Raw genomic sequence first — 18,873 nt, 5'->3', positions numbered from 1 at the left:
CACCACCCGCTGGAACAACTCCCACAACCCGTCCGGGACCAGCCGCTCCACGATCGTCATGCCTCAAGATTACGATCCCAAATGAGACGACGTCTAAGTTGGCGGACGCGCTGCTTGAGGGTGGTGTTCTCGGTGGTGATCCGCTGGATGGCTTCCTCGGTCCATTCGGCCTGCAAGTCACGGATGTGGACGAGGAGTTCACCGATGCGGGTGCGCTGGGCGAGGATCTCGGCCTGGGCGGCCTTGAGACCTTGCTCGGCGTTCAGAGCGCGTTCGCGCCAGGTCGCCTCGTGCTCGTCGTCCTGGCTGGCGAGCATCTGGGTGCGGCGTTCGCCGGCCTCGGTCATCGCGGGCGCTCGCGCACCAGCGGCGGAACACGAGCATGCCGTGTGAACTCCGTCAGATGATCTCCGTCAGTCGATCGGCCATGTGTGGACCGGGGCGTTGAGGTGCATGTAGTCGATGTACAGCTGTGTCATGCGCCGCAGGGCCTCGTGGCGGCCGGAATGGGCGGAGGCGTCGATGTGGTGGAACATTTCCTTCTGCCAGATCGCTCCGTTGCGGCCCGTGACGCACCGCTGCTCGATGATGCCGAGCAGCGGCTCCCGCCAGGCTTCGTCCATGCCGGAGTGCTCCAGCCCCCGGTGCGCCAGCGGCAGCAGACGCCGCAGGACGAGTTCGGGCACTGGCACCTCGCCCATCCCGGGCCAGTACAGCCGTGCCTCGATGCCGTGCCGCGCCGCCGTGTGCAGGTTGTCCTCGGCGGCCGAGAATGACATCCGTGACCACACCGGCCGGTCCTCCTCCACCAGGGCGCGGGTGAGCCCGTAGTAGAAGGCGCCGTTGGCGAGGGTGTCGGCGACGGTCGGGCCGGCGGGCAGCACACGGTTCTCCACCCTCAGGTGCGGTTTGTCGTGGGCGATGGCGTAGACCGGGCGGTTCCAGCGGTAGATGGTGCCGTTGTGCAGGGTGAGCTCGGCGAGTTCGGGGATGTCGCCGCGGTCCAGCGTCTCCCCGGGGTCCTGCTCGTCGCACAGGGGCAGCAGCGCCGGGAAGTAGCGCAGGTTCTCCTCGAAGAGGTCGAAGACGCTGTTGATCCACCGCTCTCCGAACCACACCCGGGGCCGCACTCCCTGCACCTTGATCTCCTGCGGGCGGGTGTCGGTGGCCTGCTCGAACAGTGGGATACGGGTTTCGTGCCACAGTTCCTTGCCGAACAGGAACGGCGAATTGGCCGCCAGCGCGATCTGGACCCCGGCGATCGCCTGCGCCGCGTTCCAGTAGTCGGCGAACTCCTCCGGGGACACCTGGAGGTGGAACTGGGTGCTGGTGCACGCGGCCTCCGGAGTGATCGTGTCCGCGTAGCTTCGAAGCCGGTCGACGCCGTCCACATCGATGCGCAGGTCCTCGCCCCGAGCCGCGAAGACCTGCTCGTTGATCAGCTGGTAGCGCGAGTTCTCCGACAGTGCCGCCGCGCCGACGTCCTCCTCCCGCAGGGTGGGAAGGATGCCGATCATGATCAGATGTGCGCCGACCGACCTGGCGCGTTGCTCCGCGTGATTGAGCGCGGCGCGGATCTCGGACTCCCAGGCGTCGGGGCCGCCCGCCGTCAGACGGCGGGGCGGAATGTTGATCTCGAGGTTGAACCGGCCCAGCTCGGTGGACCAGGCGGGGTCCGCGATCGCCTCGAGCACATCGCGGTTGCGCATCGCCGGCTCTGCCGCGTCGTCGACCAGGTTCAGCTCGATCTCCAGCCCCACCTGGGGGCGCTCGGACTCGAACCGTGACTCGCGCAGCATCTGCGCGAACGCGTCGAGGCACTCCTGCATCTTGATCCGGTACCGGCGGCGGTCCTCGCGGGTGAAGACTAGCGCCGGGACGTCCCGTCCCATCGGCCCTCCCGGGTCCCCCTTCTCGGACACCTCTCAAACCCAGCGTTGCACCACCGGGCGACCCTGACCAGGCGGGATGGGGATCGATGCAGCGGCCGGGGCCTCCGCTCGTGCGGGGTGCCCTGGGGGCCGGGGCCCCGACTGCTGGGACCGCATCCGCACCGCCGAGATCCGCTCGCAGATCAGTCGCTCGGTGGCTGCGCCTTCGGACGGCGGTCGTCCAGGTGCTTATCAGGCCTTTCTTCGTCCTCAGATCAGCCCACTCACGATTCCATCGACCAGCGCACGCACCGCCGCCCGGGCAGCAGCGGGGTGCGGGGCGCGGCCAGGGAGCCGGTGACCGCGCCCACCACAGCTTCGCTCGTGTGGCGCGCTCACTGGTGAAGTGCTCGTAAGGGAGGGCTGCGGTATTCGGGGCGCGCCCCTCGCCGGCAGACGTGTTGGACGTCTTCTTGACGGACGTCCTCACCCCCTGCACTGAGCGCGCCGTACTCCACAGCGCCGGGCCATCCGATAGCCAGCCGCCTCCCGGCCAGGCGGCGTACCCCAGGGTGGGGCGAAGCCCCATCGCGCCGCGACGCACGAAGAGCGCTGGCGATGCCTGCCCCGCACCCCCCGGAGAACAGCTGGCCCGGCGGCGAGCACCAGGGGGAGTCCGTCAGCCGCCCACCAGGGCCGACGAAGCCTTAGCGCACGATCTGACACGGATGTTCATCAGCCCCCGTGACGAAGACGATGTCACCCTTATGCCGGTGAGGCGGGGCAGTGCGCCGTAGGCGGCCGATCCGGTCGAGAGGTGCGCGACGGGGTCGGGGAGATCGCTGCCCAAGGGGGTGCAATCGTCGGCGGCCACGAGGGCATACTCCCGCCAACCGAGCAGGTGCGTGACCATGTCACCCGGGCGCAACGGCCTATGGGCCGACACGGCGACGACTTCGCCGACGGCGGGAGCGAACAGTACATCCCCGCTGCGCAGACGCGGCAGCGGTACACCGTCGGTCTCCCCGCCGAGCAAGGTGCGCAGGCCGGGGAAGACCAGGAAGAGACCAAGTCCGTCTTCGCGGCGCTCACCCGAGCCCCGTTCCTCAACGCCTGAGTGCGCAGGGTGCGGCGGACGGGGGTGGCCGTTCAGGTACAGCTGCGTGGTGAGCGGGTGTCCGGGCGCTCGCCACGGCGATCGAAGGGGCAGACACTCTCGCGTTCATTTCCGTCAGGAGGTCGTCATGGTGACGAGGACCTTGACGTGTTGCGGGTCAAGGGAGGTGGCGAATGCCTTGCCCGCCTCCTCCAGCGGATAGGTGGCGGTGATGATGTCGTTGGTGTCGATGGCACCTGAGGTGATCAGAGACATTGCGGTGCGATAGTCGTCGGCTGTGTACATCAGAGTGCCCTCGATGCGGATTTCGCGGTCCTGGACGAGGTCCAGCCGGATCGGGGTGGTGCCGGGGGCGCCCACGCCTACGACGATGATCTGGCCTCCCTTGCCGACGAGGTCGATGGCCTGGGCCATGGACTGCTCCCTGGCGACGCAGTCGAACACCACGTCGGCCGGGCCCTCCAGAACGGCGTGGGCCTGTGTGGTGAGGTCGGCCGCGTCGGCCCGCAGGGCGGCGCTCGCGCCGAGCCGCACGGCCCGGTCCCGCTTGGTGTCGAGGAGGTCGGTGACCACGATCCGGGTGGCGCCGGCGTGCCGGGCGGCGGTGAGGACGAGCATCCCGATGGGTCCGGCTCCCAGCACGGCCACGGTGCGGCCGGTGAGGTCACCTGCTTTGGCGACGGCGTGGACGGGGGTGGCGAGCGGTTCGACGAGGGCGGCCTGGAAGTCGGTCATCCCCTCGGGTACGCGGTGGACGCGGTCGGCGGGGATGGTGAAGAGGTCTGCCATGCCGCCGGGGGTCTGGCAGCCGAACACCTTCAGCTGCTGGCAGATGTTGTAGCGGCCCGAGCGGCACTGGGCGCACTCGCCGCAGTACAGGTTGGGCTCGACGATCACCCTCTCGCCCGGGGCGAAGTCCTCGGCTCCCTTGCCCGTGGCGGCGACCACACCGACCACTTCGTGTCCGGGCCGGTAGGGCAGGTCGATGAAGGGGTGGTGGCCGAGTGCGGCGTGGGTGTCCGATCCGCACACGCCGACGACGGTGCTGCGGACCAGCAGTTCGTCGTCTCCGGGCACCGGTGCGGGCACCTCTTCGATGGTGATGTCATCAATCGACCGGACGAGCACGCGGCGGTTCTGCTCAGACATGGCGAAGGGGCTCCGTTCGGTTGGGGCGATCAGGCGGCGGTACGGGGAAGGGGCTCGACGTGGATCTTGCGTCCGGCTCAGGCACGGAAGCGGGCGATGACCTCAGGGTAGGACTGAACACGTCGACATCGATCCCATGTGAAGCAGAGCATCGAGGTGTTCACGGCGACCCGGGTAACGACCGCGAGACCGGTGACCCTGGAGCCGACGGCGACGACTTCGTCGGCGAACTCGTGTCCGGGGATGGCTGGCAGCGCGGGGGCAAGCCCGCCCTGCGGGATGTGCGGGCCGGTTCCGCACAGTCCGCAGGCGAAGACGGCCACGACAACCTCGTGCAGCGCTCGGATGGGGTGGGGTCGCCGACGTCTACCGACTTGATACGGCCGGGTTCCGTGATGACGGCTGCCGTCACTTCACGGCGTCCAGCGACAGGCCCTGGACGAGTTTGTTTCCTGGGCGGCGAATCCGGCGATGAGCACCGGGAGGGACACGGCCACGCCCCACCGCCCCGCTGACCCCCGCTTTGGCCCTGACGGCCCGCCGGACCACCTGGCGGGCCGTCATGACGTGTCGGCCCCCGCGACAGGAGGCGAAGCACTGGTGCCCAGAGGCCCGGGCAACGTCCGGCCCGGGGCGCGGCGTTGCTGCGTCCCGGACCTTCGGGGCTTCGCTGCTGTTGAGTTTCCGGTGACACCTGCCCTGCGCCTCGTTCCTGCCACGGCCCGGCCGGCTGACGCCGGTGTGGCTCAGGGGCCGATCACCTGGGCGGTCAGGCTCTCGCCGGCGCCGTACCCGTGCTCTCGGCAGTCGGGTCTGTCAGGACTTGGCGCCGTGCCGGGACTGGCTGACGTCCTCCAGGGATTCGGCCAGTATGCGCCAGATCTCCGCGGCCAGGTCGATGTTGGACTGCTGCCCGGCCTGCTCGCCCAGTTCTTTGAGGCGACGGATGCCCTCTTCCTCGCGGCCCTCCGTGAGCATGAGGCGGCTGTCGAGGATGTGCAGCCTGACCTGGTCCCGATAGGTGAGGAGCAGCACGTCCTGGTGGAGTTGGTCGTGCAGCGCCCGCGCGTCTGCGTACCGGCCCTCCTCGAACGCGAGCTGCGCCTGCAGGGTGAGCAGCTCCTGGCGCATCACCGGCGTGCCGACCAGCGCGAGGGCGCTGGCCGCCTCCTGCAGGCATTCACGGGCCCGGTCGATGTGCGGCGGGGTGCTCTGCAGGTTCAGGGAGGCCGCGGCCAGACGCAGCCGCGCCCACAAGGTCAGATCGGCACCGCTGTCCAGCTCCTTCATGGCCCGCTCGAGATAGCTTCGCGCTACCTCATGGTCGCCCTGCCGGGACCGTACGGTGGCGGCCGACCACAGCGCCTGGGCGGCCAGCGGGTCGGACCGGCCCTCCACCAGTTCAACCAGTTCGTCGACGTGTGCCCTGGCATCGGGCAGCCGGCCCGCCTCGGCCTCCACGGAAACGAGGGTGAGCAGCGCGCTTCCGGTGTCGGTGACGGAAAGTCCTGCGCTCTTGGCCAGTTGGTAGGCGTTGACCGCGATGCCGAGTGCCCGGGTCACCTCACCCGTCGCCCTCAGGGAACGGGCGAGCTGGAAGCCGGCCCTGCACTGCAGTTCGGGAAGGGCGAGTTCGTCGGCGACCCGGCCCAGTTCTTCCAGGCATGCCTGTTCCTTTGCCCGCTCGCCGCGGCGCTGCCAGTACTGGGAGATCAGCCACAGGGCCTGCCAGCGCAGAAACGGTGTTTCCTCGCGGACCTGGCCGAGCACGACGATGAGGTTCTCGATCCCCTCGTCGTCGTCCGCAGAGCTCGCGATGGACAGGGCCTGGGCCAGGGAGCCGCCGCTCGGCGGCCTGTCGAAGGCGGATCGGTCGACCCCCAGAACCTGGGCAAGGTAGGTGACCACGCGCTCTGTGGGCTGCCGTGCGCCCGATTCCAGACGTGACAGGTATCCGGTGGAGATTTCACTGCCCGCAAGTGCGGCCTGCGAGAGACCGCGCTCCAGCCGGAGCTCTTTGAGGCGTCGTCCGAAGGTCGGCTGTTCCAGCATATGAATCTCACTATCAAATGTGTGGTGACAAGGCGCGGCTCGACCTCCTCCGCGACTGTCGGTGAGCAGCCACAACTCCTACATTTACATATTTTAGCGACACGTGAACCACCCCGGCAAGTAGGTTGCCTTCCCTGTTTGCCATCCCCTCTATGGGGCGCCAGTGAAGTTCCGGCACTAATTTGCCTAACTGAGGCAATAGATTGCCAAGTTTTGTTCGGACCCGATACATTGGGCATCGCTTCGGGCCGCCGGCCCTTGAAGCCCTCCCTTCACCTGCGCCTTCCTTCCCTGCAGAAGCAGACATGCGCAAGCACCTCCGCACCGCGTCCGCCGCGCTCTCTCCGTCCTCACCCTGGGTGCCCTCTCGACCGCCGTGCAAGCGGACATTGACTGGCCGAAGCGCGAAAGCGCCTTAATCCCTGCCAGCCTCCACAGCACAGGGATTGACTGGCCGAAGCAGGAGAGCTCTTTCAGCTCTGCCAGCGCTGGCAACGAGGGGATCGACTGGCCGTAACCCCACCGGGCAGGACTCGCTTCGAGAAAGGGTCCAGGGGCGGACCGCACGCCGGACCCACACGGCGTGACGAGTTCGCCACGCCCCCTTCCCCCGGCGCCGCCGGACCGGATCACCTGGCCGGGCCGGTTCCGCGCCCCCTTGAACGGTCTCACCCACTCTCCCGCGCTCAGCCCACGAGACGTCGGCCGCTCCGTCGCCGACAAGCCCGGAAAATCGCGCTGCCCACAGGCCGCCCGCCGGGACCTGGCAGTAGACAGCGGCACCGCGCGCCCCGTGCGCGGCCCAGCAGCGGCTCGGGATCTTCCGTCCGTTCACGGCGGGCCTGCTCTGCGCTCAGACGCAGCCCCCGCTGACACGGGCTCGGCAACCACACCTCGTCGCATCCGTTCCTGCCCAAGCTGACACGGCCTCAGCTCACTGAGCAGATCGAACGCACCCAGGAGGCCATCGCCGAGGCAGTCGGCGGGCCCGCGCCGACGCTGTTCCGACCGCCGTACGGGTCGCGCACCCAGGAAGTCCTCGGACGGCTCGCCGAGTCAGGGCTGACGACCACGCTGTGGGACGTGGTGCCCGACGACAGGTCGATGCCCGGTGCGGACGCCGTCGCCCGAATCGTGCTCGACCAGGTGGCGCCGGGCTCCATCGTCCTGCTGCACGACGGCGGCGGAGACCGCTCACAGACGGTGGCCGCACTGCCTGCCGTGATCAAGGGCCTGCTCGAGCGCGGCTACCGTTTCACCCTGGTGGACGCGATGGTGCCTCGCGCCGAGGAGTCGGCACCGACCGCGACCTCCGCCGTGTGAGCGGGGCACCGCTCGCAAGGTGCCTCGGGGCTGGGTGCGCAGCCCTCTGAGCCCACCCCGAGCGGACGCCGCCGGTTCCGCCCCGCTGTGTCTCGTCCAGCGGGGCGGACCGCTGCGACGGGTGACGTGGGTGCAGGACACCGACCAGTGGCGCCGACGCCACGGCCACCGCGCCGGGATCGAGGGGACCGTCTCCCCAAACCGACCACCGCCTTCGGCTTGCGCATATCCCGCTGCCGCGGACTCGCCAAGACCCGGCTGCACCATCATGTGACCGGCGCCGCCATCAACCTGGCACGTGCCGCCGAAGAAGTCTTCTGCCGCCTGCTTGCGGTTGGTCGCTCTCCATCCGGCCGAGAGGGCCGATGCCGTGATTGCCGGGGGCGTGGTGGAACTGCTGCGCCCATGTCCGGCGCAGGAATTCCACCGCGGGCAGATGCCGCGAGCCGGGCGGCGCCGAGGTCGGCCCGGCCGGCTTCCAGCAGCGCCATGGCGTCGGCTCCACACGGGTCGCCGTGCGCGACGCGGGCAGCCCACCGGGACGGGAGACGGCTGTCCTCCGGCCGGGCGGAGCAGCGGTCGTACCACTCCGGCGCCGTGTCGCCCCGGCCGCCTTGACCGGCCCGTCTCACCGGCCGCCCACAGCACCGCGTCGAGGACCATCCGCTCGGCATGACTGTCGGCCGGCCGGGCCGGCGACACCACCCGCCGCCTCCTCACCGGCGACAATTCCGCGAAGTGGCATCCGCGAGAACCGGCCCGAGAGCGTAACCCACTCGCACGGCCGGACAGCCCTTCGGGAACATCGCACGCGCCACCCGCGTGGTCTCCTCCGGATTCTCCTCCGACCCCGCCCCAGGCAACGACACCGAACCCCACCCGAACACGGTGACGGCCCGCATAACCCGACGGTTCGTACAGGCCGTCGTCACGCAGACCCGGATTCGCCATCAGCGTCCCGAGCGGGTGGGGCGCAGGTCTTTTCCGGGACTCGCGGTGAGGGGCGGTGCCGAGGTCCTTCCAAGACGCGCTGCGGGTGGCGGGGCTCAGCCTTTGCCAAACCCCACCCCCCGAACCCTGGGGCTCACACCTTCCCGAGTCCCGCCGTGAGGGTTGCGGCCAGCAGGACGAGCAGCCCGCAGAGAGTCGTCCGGAGCCCGAGGCCGCCCGCACACCAGCCGACGAGGACCGGGCCGATCAACAGGCCGCTGTACGTCAGGGTGTTGACCTTGGCGAGGGCGTCCGCCGCGCTCGCCGCGCCCAGGCCCTCGCCCCGTGCCCGACCGAGCTGAAGATGACCGGCATGAGTACGGAGAGTCCGAGGCCGAACAGCGTAAATCCCGCGACGGCGGCCACCGGCCCCAGGGCGAGCACGACGACCGCGAGGCCGACGACGGCGACGACGCCGCCCCGGCGGACCAGGGCCCGCGCGCCGTACCGCTCGTGCAGCCTGTCGCCCACCAGCCTGCCGTCCGCATCGCAGGCGCTGTAGGCGATGTAACCGAGGGAGGCGGTGGCGAGAGAGGCGCCGAGCACGTCGTGGAGGTAGATACCGCCCCAGTTGCCGACGACGCCACTGCACACGAGGACGACCGTGCCCGTCAGGCCGAGCAGCAGCAGACGTGTGGACCACCCGGCCCACACGCCGGAGCGGGCCCCCGACGGCGCGTCGGCCTCCCTCCTGTCCGTGGCGCGCCGTCCGGTGCGGTCGGCCTGGGCAGGCAGCAGGTGCCGCCCCGCTGTCAGGGTGAGCGCCACCATGGCCACGCCCACGGCCGCGTAGTGTGCGGTGAGCTGATTGCGGCGCCGCCGAGCAGGGAGCCCACAGCGGAGCCGATGCTCCACGCCGCGTGGCAAGCGTTCATGATGTGCCGTCCGGTCTCCTTCTCCACTGCGATGGCGTGGGCGTTCATGGAGACGTCGATGAGGCCGTCGGCTGCGCCGAACACGGCCAGCGCCAGGCCGAACCAGACGAGGGAGTGCACCGAGGTCGCCGGGACGAAGGCGACGAGCGAGAGCGGCAGAGCGAGCGACGGGCGCGCTGCCGAACCGCGCGACCAGACCGCCCGTCGCCTGCATGGCCAGCAGGCCCGTGAGGATGGGCACCATCAGCAAGAGGCCCAACTCGCCTTCGGAGAGCCCGAATCGCGACTTCCACAACGGAATCTGCACGAAGTAACCACCGCGGACACACCGCGCTGAAGGGCCAGCCACCCGCAAGCCGCGTCCCCAACCTCTCAGGGCAATACAACTAGGCGTCCGGGAGGCTGGGCTGGATCTGGATCTTGCGGCCGATGCCCGCCCGGAAGCGGGCCATCGCGTCCGGGAACGCGGACAGGGGGAGGCGGTCGCTGATGAAGACGTCCGGGTCGATGACGCCGGTGGCGAAGAGTTCCGCGGCGCGTTCGAAGCTGTGCAGGACGGCCATGGAGCCGGTGATGGTGATCTCCTGGTTGTAGATCTGGTACGGCTTGATGGTGGCGCGGGCGGCGTAGTCGGCGACGCCGAACTGCAGGTACGTGCCTCCCTTGCCGACGCGGCCGAGGGCGTCCTGGATGGCGTTGGCGTTGCCGGTGGCGTCGATGACCAGGTCCCAGCCGTGGCGTGGCGGGTTGAGTTCGTCGGCGGACCCGGCACTGGAGGAGCAGCCCAGTTGCCGGGCGGTGGACAGGCGTTCGGCGTTGATATCGACGACGTCGACGCTCGCTGCGCCGGTGGCCTTGGCGAGCTGGAGCATCATCAGGCCCATCGTCCCGGCGCCGTAGATGAGCACGCGGGAGGCGAGGCGAGCGCGCAGGATGTCGTAGCCGCGCACGGCGCAGGACAGCGGTTCGATCAGGGCGGCGTCCTCGGTCCGTACGGCGTCGGGCAGGATCGTGCAGTTGGCGACGGGGGCGGCGACGAAGTCGGCGGCTGCACCGGGGCGGGTGACGCCGATGGCGGCCCACCGTTCGCACAGGTTGTTGCGGCCGATGCGGCAGTAGTGGCACTCGAAGCAGTACAGCGACGGGTCGACCGCGACCCGGTCCCCGACGCGGAGTTCGGTGACGCCGGAGCCGACCGCGACGACCTCCCCGGCGAACTCGTGGCCGGGGACGATGGGTAGCTTTGGCGCGAACTGGCCTTCGAGAATGTGCAGATCGGTGCCGCACAGTCCGCAGGCCGACACCTCGACGATGACCTCCCGCGGGCCGGGGGCCGGGTCGTCGATGGTGGTGACGGTGATGTCGTCGGGCCGGGTGATGACGGCTGCTCTCACTTCACTGCTCCTAGGGATAGGCCGCGGACCAGCTTGTCCTGGGGGGCGAAGCCGGCGATGAGGACCGGCAGGGATACCAGCGTGTCCGACGCGCACAGGCGGGCCGGGAACAAGCCTTCATGGGTGATGAAGCCAACGAGGAACACCGGCGCCGTCGACGCCCTGGTCGCGGTCAGATCAACGGTGAACATGACATCGTTCCAGCTGAAGAGGAAGCAGATCAGCGAGGTGGCGGCGAGTCCGGGCATGGCGACGGGCGCAACGACGCCACAGCACGGTGGGCAGGTGGGCGCCGTCGACCTCAGCCTCCAGGATCTCCTTGGGGACCTCGGCGAGGAGCGAGCGCATGTCCACACCGTGATCGGGAGGTTCATGGCGGTGTGGAGAATGACGAGCGTCCATACGTTGTCCAGCATCCCGACGTCCTTCGCGATGGTGACGAGCCGGTCCCGGGAGAGTCTTCCGGCACGGGCGAGAGCAGGCCGGACATGAACGCGTCCCCGGCGCCAACGGTGTCGGCGACCTCCAGCGGTTCCACGGGCAGGTCGACCGGTCCGTCCGGGCCGAGGGCATGGACGCCGTCCGCTCCGCGGGTCACGACGACCAGGGCGGGGCCGTGACCGTGCCAGCGGGCCGCGACGGCCTGGACCGGTTCTCCGGGGGAGAACCAGGCCAGGTCGTCGGAGCTGACCTTGACCAGGTCCACCAGTGTGATCCAGCGGTCCAGCCGTGCGCGCAGGCGGAGGGGGTCGCGGGCCAGCCGGAGTCGCAGGTTCGGGTCGAGGGTGAGGGTGTGCACGGGGCAGCCCGGGCGCTCCCGCTCGAGCAGCAATTCGAGGGTGTCGCCCATGGCGGGGACGGCGAAAGCGAGGGATCCGCTCACCTGCAGGCAGACGGTACCGCGGGGCAGTGCCGGTGGCAGCTGGTCGGGGCTCCAGGCACCGTCGGCGCAGCCTTCGACGTAAAAGGTGTATTCGGCGCCGCCTTCCGGGTCGAGGGTGACGACGGCCAGGGTGGTCGGTTCGCTGCAGGAGACGGCGATGCTCAGGTCGACGTGCGAGTCGGTGAGGTGTGCCCGCAGGAGCCGGCCGAATGGGTCGTCCGCGATCCGGGCGAGCAGCGCGACGTCGAGGCCTAGCCGGCCGAGACCGATGGCGACGTTGGCGGGGCTGCCTCCCGGCCGGGCGGCGTAGGTGCCCTGATGCTGTTGGTGAACCAGGTCGACCAGGGCCTCTCCGTAAGCCACGATCATGTGTGCCTCCCTTGCACCGGCGGTTCGCCCGTGCCGATCGGCAGGGCCTCCGGTCGTCAGGCGGCCAGCCGCCGGCCGGTGACCGCGGAGAAGAGCTGTTCCTTGCCCGGTACGATCCGTAGTCGGATCTGGTCGCCCTTGGCCGGCGGTGCGTTGGGGTCGACCCGGGCGATCACGGTCTCTTCCAGGAGTCCCGGGTCGGTGGTGTCGGCGTACTGGCCGTAGAGGAATGCGTCCGAGCCGAGTTCCTCGACGACGGTGACGTTGACCCGGAAGGTCCCGTGGCCTTGGTCGTTGTGGCTGACGATCTCGACGGCCTCGGGCCGGAACCCCAGGATGAGACAGTCGCTGCCCTCGGCCTCGAGTGCTTTGAGCGTCTCGCGGGTCAACCGTGTCCGTATCGCACCGGCGACCGCGTCTTCCCTCTCGACGCGGTATTCGGCCAGGTTCATCGCCGGGGAGCCGATGAAGCCGGCGACGAAGACGTTGGCCGGGTGCCGGTAGAGGCGCAGGGGCGTGTCGACCTGCTGCAGGAGTCCGTCCTTGAGGACGGCGACCCGGTCGCCCATCGTCATGGCTTCCACCTGGTCGTGGGTGACGTAGACCATCGTCACCCCGAGCCGGCGCTGCAGGGCGGCGACCTGGGTGCGGGTCTGCACGCGCAGTTTGGCGTCCAGGTTGGACAGCGGCTCGTCCATGAGGAACACCTTCGGCTCGCGCACGATCGCCCGGCCCATGGCCACACGTTGCCGCTGTCCGCCGGAGAGGGCCTTGGGCTTGCGGTCGAGGAACTCCTCCAGGTCCAGCAGGCGGGCGGCCTCGCGGATCCGGCGGTCCCGCTCCGGCTTGGGGACCTTGGTCACCCGCAGGGCGAAGCCCATGTTGTCGGCCACCGACATGTGCGGGTAAAGCGCGTAGTTCTGGAACACCATGGCGATGTCCCGGTCGCGCGGCGGTAGGTGGGTCACGTCGCGGTCGCCGATGGTGATGCGTCCTTCGTCGACCCTTTCGAGTCCGGCGAGCATGCGCAGGGAGGTGGACTTCCCGCAGCCGGACGGACCGACGAGGACCAGGAACTCGCCGTCGGTGACTTCGAGGTCGAGGGAGTCCACTGCGGGCCGATCGGACCCGGGGTAGATGCGGGTAGCACTGTCGTAAAGGACTCGAGCCATCACTCTCTCCTTGGAGAGGTCGTGGGAAAAGGTTCGCTCGGGGGTGGGGCCGGGGCCGCCGGCCGGTGGTGTCCGGCGTCGACGAGGAGCAGGCGCGTGCCCAGCCTGCGCACGGCTTTCTTCTCGGACTGGGGCACGCCCCGGTCGGTGATCACGGCGTCGTAGGCGCTGACGTCGCGGTGGCTGAAGGGGGCGTGGCGGCCGAACTTGGAGGAGTCCACGAGCAGCAGGTGCCTACGGGCTGCGTCCAGCATCGCTTCCTTCACGGCAGCACAGCTCTGGCTCGGGTGGTAGAGGCGGCCACCGGTGACCGCCACAGCCGACATGAGGGCGACGTCCGCGTGGATCCGTTGCAGGGCGCGTGACACCTCGGGCCCGGTCGTCGAGTCGAAGGAGCCCTGGTAGTCGCCGCCGAGAAGGATCACCGCGCTGCGCTCGGTGGCGGCGACGATGTGTGCCACTGCCAGGGAGTTCGTTATCACCGTGTAGCTGCCGCGTTCGTCCAGACGCCGGGCCAGTGGGAACAACGTGGTCGAGCCGTCCATGAGGACCGCTCCCCCGGGCGGCAGTTCCCCCAGGGCGGCCTCGGCTATCGCTTCCTTCTCCGCCACCTGCATCTGTCTGCGCACTTTCACGGAGATCTCCATCGTTACGGCCGGAATGACGGCCGCACGGCCCCGGGACTTACTGAGCAGCGCGCGGTCGGCCAGGACGTTGAGGTCCCGGTGCATGGTCATCAGACTGACGTTGAACTCCTTCGCCAGCTGGTCGATGCCCATCTCCCCGGTCTCCGCGACGCAGGCGAGTACCGCTTGCCGCCGCCCCTCGAGGGCGGCGATCGTGGCTCGGGCCCTGGCCACTCCATTACTCCTGCGGTCGTACCACTGCCTTGACGAGCCCCGGGTCACGGCTGCCGGCCGTGAGGGCCTGCTCGACCTCGGCCAGGCCGTAGTGGCCCGTCACCAGAGCGTCCAGTTGGACGCGTCCGGAGGCGGCCAGCGCGATGGCCGCTGGCCAGGTGTTGGCGTAGCGGAACGTGCCCGTCACCTCCAGCTCGCGTGTTTGCACGTGGGACAGCGGCAGCGGGATCTCGTCCCCGCCCATGCCGATGAGGACGACCCGCCCGGCCCGTCCCACCGCGCGGATGGCCTCGCCGATGGCGGCGGGGTGACCCGAGCATTCGAGCAGCACGTCGGGGTCGAACGCGGCGTCGGCCAGGCGGTTCTGGCGCACGTCGAGGGTCGCGCTCGCACCCAGGTCACGGGCGAGGCCCAGCCGGCCGGGGTTGATGTCGGTGATCATCACGTCGGTGGCGCCGAAGGCCCGTGCGGCCTGCAGGCACAGCAGGCCGACCGGGCCCGCGCCGGTGACGAGCACGCGGGTGCCCGGTCCGACCCGCGCCTTCCGGCAGGCCCACACCCCCACCGACAGCGGCTCGATCAGGGCGGCGGCGTCATCGGACAGAGCGTCCGGGACGGGGTAGGCGAACTCCTCGTGCACGACGACGTACTCGCAGAAGGCACCGTCGATCGGAGGAGTGCCGAAGAATCGCATCTGCGGACAGAGGTTGTACCGGCCGGCCCGGCACTGCGTGCAGGTGAAGTCGGGCACCCCCGGCTCCAGCGAGACGCGCTGCCCTGGGCGGTGACGGGTGACCTCGGGTCCGGCGGCGACCACGGTCCCGGACGGCTCGTGGCCGAGCACCAGCGGGGAGTTCACCACGAAGTCGCCGATCCGCCCGTGTTCGTAGTAGTGCACGTCGGAACCGCACGTCCCCACCGATGCGACCTGTACGAGCACGTCCCGGGGGCCGGGCTCGGGCCGCGGCCGCTCCTCCAACATGATCTTGCCCACGCCGTGCAGTACGGCTGTGCGCATGGTGCGCTCGGTCATGGCCTCTGCTGCTCCTACTCTCCGGTGACGGCGCCGAGGGTGAGCCCAGTGACCAGCCAGCGGCGCACGGCGAGCCCGGCCAACATCATCGGCACGACGACGATCGTGCCAATGGCGGTGAGCTGGCCCCAGTCGATGCCCGTCTGGGTGACCAGCTGGGAGGCGGCGATGGGCAGCGTCTGGGAGTTCGGCCCGGAGAAGACCACGGCGAACGCGTAGTCGTTCCAGGCGAAAACCAGGCACAGCACGAAGGTGGTGACCAGCCCCGACTTGGTCAGCGGGAGGATGACCGTGCGGAAGGCCTGCCAGCGGGTGCAGCCGGCGACCAGCGCGGACTCCTCCAGAGACAGCGGCACTTCGGCGAAGAACGCGCTCATCAGCCAGATGGCGAACGGCAGGTTGAACGTCAGATAGGCCAGCACCAGGCCGGGAATCGTGTCGATCAGGCCGATTCCGCGGAAGATGAGGAACAGCGGGACCACGACCGCCGCGATGGGCGCCATGCGGGTCGAGATGATCCAAAAAGCCAAGTGTCTCTTCCCGCGCATCCGGGTCCGCGCCAGGCCATAGCCGGCGAGCGCGCCGAGCGTCACGGCGAGCAGCGCGGAGATCCCGGCAGCGAGCACGCTGTGCAAGATGTAGGGCCCGAGGTTGTTCGAGCCGGTGAACAGGTTGCGGTAGTTGTCCAGGGTCGGGGTAAACAGGACCTGCGGCGCGGCCGCGGTCACGTCCGTGCGGTTCTTGAACGACGACAGCAGCATCCACAGCAGCGGTACCAGCGTCCAGAGCATGGCCACGGCGATCAGGAGGACCACCCCCCACCGCGAGCGCCAACTGCTCTCCTCGATCGGGGACTGCGGCACCCTTCGCGGAGCGGTGACGACCATCTGCCTATCGTTCTGCAGGGTCTGACCGGTGCCAGTCTGCTGGCGTGTGGGCGGCTGCGGCGTCTCCGGCGTGCTCATCGGGTCAACCCCCTGGTGTCCAACAGCCGGACGAAGGTGCGGGCGATGAAGATCGAGAAGGCCAGCATCGCCAGGCCGATGGCCGCCGCGTAGCCGAGATCAAAGAAGCGGAACGCGGTCTCGTACAGCCGGACAGGCACGATCTTGGTCGCATCGGCGGGCCCGCCGTTGGTGGTGACCCAGATGATGTCGAAGTAGCGGATGGCGTCCATCGAGCGGATGAGCAGGGCGACGAGCAGCACGTTGGAGATCGCGGGGAAGATGATGTACCTCAGCGCCATCCACCCGGAGGCGCCGTCGACGGCGGCGGCCTCCCGCACCGACTGCGGCACGCTGGACAAGCCGGCGAGGGCGATCAGGGCGATCAGCGGGGTCCACTCCCACACGTCCATCAGCACGACGGCCGCGAAAGCGCTGTTGGGATCGCCGAGGATGTCGCCGCTGAACCCGAGGGAGCGCAGCACCCACGAGTAGAGCCCGAAGGTGGAGTCGGTGAGGTAACGGCCCAGCAGACCCACGATCGCGGGTGCGGCGAACATCGGCAGGAGCAGCAGGCTCAGCAGGATGTTGCGGCCGCGCAGCACCCGGTACAGGCACAGCGCGATGCCCACGCCCAGGGCCATTTCCAGTCCGACGGTGAGCACGAAGTAGATGATCGTGCGCAGCCATGACATCCACAGGTCGGCGTCGGTGAAGAAGCGCACCCAGTTGGTCAGGCCCTCAGGCGAGAGCCGCACCCCGCCCAGCAGCCGGACCCGGGAGAAGCTCATCGCGATCAGGGCGAGGAAGGGCAGGATCGACAACGCGGCCAGCAGGATCAGGCCGGGCGTCATCATCCTGCCTTCGAAGCCGACGTGCGACTTCTCGGGAGGGGCGGCCTGCGGCCGTTCGGACGGGCGGACCGCCGATGAGGAGTCTGCGACGTGTGCCATCTAGGCCTCCCACCCTCGCGCCACTGTTCGGTCCACCCGTGACTTGATCGACCGCATCGCTGCCTCCGGTGACGTGGCCCCGGTCAGCATCCGGGACAATTGGGTGAAGACCGAGGTGTTGCACTCGTTCCACATCGGGATCTTGGGCCGCAGACCGATCCGATCGGCCTGCCAGGCCTGCCGCACCGCGTCGGCCGTGAGCATGTTGGGCATCGACGAGGGCCGCTTCTCGGCCGCGCGCACCTGCGGCAGTGCGTACACGGAGGTACGGGTGGGGGTGCCCCCGCCGGCCTTGCTCCTGAGGTTGGCCAGCTGCGTCTCGGGCGCGGTGGCCCACACCAGGAACAGCCAGGCCGCGCCACGCTCGTGGGGCAGCGTGTTCCCGCTGATCGCCAGTCCCGTGCCCCCGTACATGTTGGCCGTGCCGGCCGGGCCCTTGGGCAGCGGCGCGTAACCAGCCTTGCCGGGCATCACCTGCTCGTTGCTGGCCGCGTACTCGTGCCAGTTCGGGCACATCGCCAGCCGGCCCCCGCGGAACGCGGCGCCCACGCCGTCCCAGTCCCACGTCTTCGAGGCCGGGTCGGCGATGCCGAGCAACCGGTTGTAGAACCCCGCGCCCGCGATCGCGGCGTCGGAGTCGAGCCGGCACGGGCCGGGGTCCCGCGTCCCCAGGCGCCCCACTTCCTTGCCGTTGTCGAAGTATTCCCCGCCGTAGGACCACAGCACGTTGCTGAAGTCGTTCATCAAGGAGTCGTGCTGACGGGCCTGGTGCCCGGTGCCGTACGCGACGTCCGACTTCGCGTTCTTGTTGAACCACTGGGCGATCTGGAAGTACTCCTCCCACGTGCGGTCGCCGCCCGGGGTGGGGTCGAAACCGAGATCGTTGGCCATACGGCCGTGGTACTTGTCGAACAGGTCGCGCCGGTACTGCCAGATCATCGTCGGCGCGTCGTACGGCAAGGTGTAGATCGCCGCAGGATCGACGAACCGGCCGGCAGCCTCCAGCTGGGTCGGGATGAAGTCCCCGACACCGCCGGGCAGGTCCGGCAGGTTCGGATCGGCCTGCAACGCCCGTAGGTCCACCAGCCCCGGCTGATACGGCGCAAGCACCTGGTAGGGATCGGCATACACCACCTGGTACTGTGCCCGGCCGGAGGCCAGGTCCAGGGCCACCCGTTGGACCAGCGCGGTCAGCTCAAGCGTCACGATGTTGACGTTGATCCCCGTCAGGTCGGTGAACGGGCGGATGTTCGCGGCGATGGCCGCGGTGGGAGCGGTGTTCTCCGAGATGAAGTTCAAGGTGGCGCCCTGGAACTGGCGCCACTGATCGCCGCCCGCGGTGCGCGGCGCGTCACTGCCGGCCCCGCAGGAACTCAAGCCCCCGGCCAGAGTCAGCGACGCCCCGGCGACCAAGGCACCACGAAGGACGTCCCGCCTGCTGGGCTGGTGTGGATAACGGTCCACAGCACCTCCTGGCACTGCAGGAAAGGGCAATATCGACATTTTTATCTCATATTCTTCATTTCGCAATATGGATATGCGATATACGCATATGTGAGGTCTCGGGTTCTGCCGATCGAGGAAGCCCGGGCTTCCATCCCACGACCACCGGCGGGGATGTCCCGACAATCCCCCGGACAGGCCGCGTGAGGGCGACCTAGGGCCTGTCTTCAGTCGTGATCAAATCCGGGTTTTGGGTCCCGGGCGGGGTGCTGGTCCGGTAGGACGTTGGTGTGACGCGTGCGCAACTCACCGACGAGGAATGGGAGTTCATCGAGCCGTTCCTGCCGATGGGCAGGTTCGGCCCGTACCCCGAGCGGCTGCGTGAGCAGTTCGAGGGGGTGATCTGGAGGTTCCGCACCGGCAGCCAGTGGCGGGAGATGCCCGA

Annotated in this window: 16 protein-coding genes and 4 pseudogenes; 3 read left to right on the top strand and 17 right to left on the bottom strand. The window is 69.3% G+C overall.

Annotated features, from left to right (window positions below; genetic code table 11):
• Window positions 1–56: 56 nt before the first annotated feature.
• The 6 genes and pseudogenes from ABZV31_RS37330 to ABZV31_RS37305 all read right to left on the bottom strand — a co-directional run bounded on the left by ABZV31_RS37330 (window position 57) and on the right by ABZV31_RS37305 (window position 6,189).
• Entirely contained in the window at window positions 57–347 is a 291-nt protein-coding gene (locus tag ABZV31_RS37330) for a hypothetical protein (protein WP_355901281.1), read from the bottom strand.
• 66 nt (window positions 348–413) lie between these two features.
• The gene (locus tag ABZV31_RS37325; protein WP_355901280.1) at window positions 414–1,892 is read right to left on the bottom strand and encodes a glutamate-cysteine ligase family protein; all 1,479 of its coding nucleotides are present in this window, start codon (window positions 1,890–1,892) and stop codon (window positions 414–416) included.
• A gap of 742 nt (window positions 1,893–2,634) precedes the next feature.
• Window positions 2,635–2,934 (bottom strand): annotated as a pseudogene (locus ABZV31_RS37320) (NADP-dependent oxidoreductase); the annotation flags it as partial.
• A 168-nt stretch (window positions 2,935–3,102) separates the two neighbouring features.
• A complete protein-coding gene (locus tag ABZV31_RS37315) occupies window positions 3,103–4,137 on the bottom strand; it encodes an alcohol dehydrogenase catalytic domain-containing protein (protein WP_355901279.1) in 1,035 nt (344 codons plus the stop codon).
• 140 nt (window positions 4,138–4,277) lie between these two features.
• A pseudogene (locus ABZV31_RS37310) lies at window positions 4,278–4,549 on the bottom strand (alcohol dehydrogenase catalytic domain-containing protein); the annotation flags it as partial.
• 404 nt (window positions 4,550–4,953) lie between these two features.
• Window positions 4,954–6,189: a helix-turn-helix domain-containing protein gene (locus ABZV31_RS37305; protein WP_355901278.1), complete on the bottom strand. Its 1,236-nt coding sequence runs from the start codon at window positions 6,187–6,189 to the stop codon at window positions 4,954–4,956.
• Window positions 6,190–7,074: 885 nt separating this feature from the next.
• Between ABZV31_RS37305 and ABZV31_RS37300 the strand changes: the two are divergent.
• Window positions 7,075–7,245: pseudogene (locus ABZV31_RS37300) on the top strand (polysaccharide deacetylase family protein); the annotation flags it as partial.
• Between the two features lie 27 nt (window positions 7,246–7,272).
• Window positions 7,273–7,512 carry a hypothetical protein gene (locus ABZV31_RS37295; RefSeq protein WP_355901277.1) on the top strand — a complete coding sequence of 80 codons (240 nt, stop codon included), beginning with the start codon at window positions 7,273–7,275 and terminating at the stop codon, window positions 7,510–7,512.
• A 1,215-nt stretch (window positions 7,513–8,727) separates the two neighbouring features.
• On the opposite strand, the gene ABZV31_RS37290 is transcribed toward ABZV31_RS37295, so the two are convergent.
• The 11 genes and pseudogenes from ABZV31_RS37290 to ABZV31_RS37240 all read right to left on the bottom strand — a co-directional run bounded on the left by ABZV31_RS37290 (window position 8,728) and on the right by ABZV31_RS37240 (window position 18,284).
• Complete coding sequence (locus ABZV31_RS37290) at window positions 8,728–9,285, bottom strand: hypothetical protein (RefSeq protein WP_355901276.1); 558 nt, start codon at window positions 9,283–9,285, stop codon at window positions 8,728–8,730.
• The gene (locus ABZV31_RS37285) at window positions 9,255–9,497 is read right to left on the bottom strand and encodes a hypothetical protein (protein ID WP_355901275.1); all 243 of its coding nucleotides are present in this window, start codon (window positions 9,495–9,497) and stop codon (window positions 9,255–9,257) included. The genes ABZV31_RS37290 and ABZV31_RS37285 overlap by 31 nt, the downstream gene beginning before the upstream one ends.
• Window positions 9,498–9,763: 266 nt before the next feature.
• Window positions 9,764–10,771: a zinc-dependent alcohol dehydrogenase family protein gene (locus tag ABZV31_RS37280; protein WP_355901274.1), complete on the bottom strand. Its 1,008-nt coding sequence runs from the start codon at window positions 10,769–10,771 to the stop codon at window positions 9,764–9,766.
• A pseudogene (locus tag ABZV31_RS37275) lies at window positions 10,768–11,202 on the bottom strand (carbohydrate ABC transporter permease); the annotation flags it as partial. The gene ABZV31_RS37280 and the pseudogene ABZV31_RS37275, both read right to left, overlap by 4 nt.
• Window positions 11,142–12,023 carry a carbohydrate kinase gene (locus tag ABZV31_RS37270; RefSeq protein ID WP_355901273.1) on the bottom strand — a complete coding sequence of 294 codons (882 nt, stop codon included), beginning with the start codon at window positions 12,021–12,023 and terminating at the stop codon, window positions 11,142–11,144. The pseudogene ABZV31_RS37275 and the gene ABZV31_RS37270, both read right to left, overlap by 61 nt.
• Window positions 12,024–12,079: 56 nt before the next feature.
• Window positions 12,080–13,195: a sn-glycerol-3-phosphate ABC transporter ATP-binding protein UgpC gene (gene ugpC, locus ABZV31_RS37265; RefSeq protein ID WP_355901272.1), complete on the bottom strand. Its 1,116-nt coding sequence runs from the start codon at window positions 13,193–13,195 to the stop codon at window positions 12,080–12,082.
• Window positions 13,195–14,055, bottom strand: coding sequence for a DeoR/GlpR family DNA-binding transcription regulator (locus ABZV31_RS37260; RefSeq protein ID WP_355901271.1), 861 nt, complete (start codon window positions 14,053–14,055; stop codon window positions 13,195–13,197). Before ABZV31_RS37260 ends, ugpC begins: the two co-directional genes overlap by 1 nt.
• 4 nt (window positions 14,056–14,059) lie before the next feature.
• Entirely contained in the window at window positions 14,060–15,088 is a 1,029-nt protein-coding gene (locus tag ABZV31_RS37255) for an NAD(P)-dependent alcohol dehydrogenase (RefSeq protein ID WP_355901270.1), read from the bottom strand.
• Between the two features lie 14 nt (window positions 15,089–15,102).
• Window positions 15,103–15,975 carry a carbohydrate ABC transporter permease gene (locus tag ABZV31_RS37250; RefSeq protein ID WP_355901269.1) on the bottom strand — a complete coding sequence of 291 codons (873 nt, stop codon included), beginning with the start codon at window positions 15,973–15,975 and terminating at the stop codon, window positions 15,103–15,105.
• Window positions 15,976–16,049: 74 nt separating this feature from the next.
• A complete protein-coding gene (locus ABZV31_RS37245; RefSeq protein WP_355901268.1) occupies window positions 16,050–16,985 on the bottom strand; it encodes a sugar ABC transporter permease in 936 nt (311 codons plus the stop codon).
• Window positions 16,986–18,284: an extracellular solute-binding protein gene (locus ABZV31_RS37240; RefSeq protein WP_355901267.1), complete on the bottom strand. Its 1,299-nt coding sequence runs from the start codon at window positions 18,282–18,284 to the stop codon at window positions 16,986–16,988.
• A gap of 434 nt (window positions 18,285–18,718) precedes the next feature.
• On the opposite strand from ABZV31_RS37240, the gene ABZV31_RS37235 reads away from it, so the two are divergent.
• The coding region (locus ABZV31_RS37235; protein WP_355901282.1) for a transposase at window positions 18,719–18,873 on the top strand (155 nt) is incomplete at its 3' end.

This window comes from Streptomyces sp. NPDC005202 (assembly GCF_040608235.1).
Taxonomy (GTDB): Bacteria; Actinomycetota; Actinomycetes; order Streptomycetales; family Streptomycetaceae; genus Streptomyces.
The sequence above is the reverse complement of the archived record's forward strand: the minus strand, read 5'-3'. Positions and strand labels throughout refer to the sequence as shown.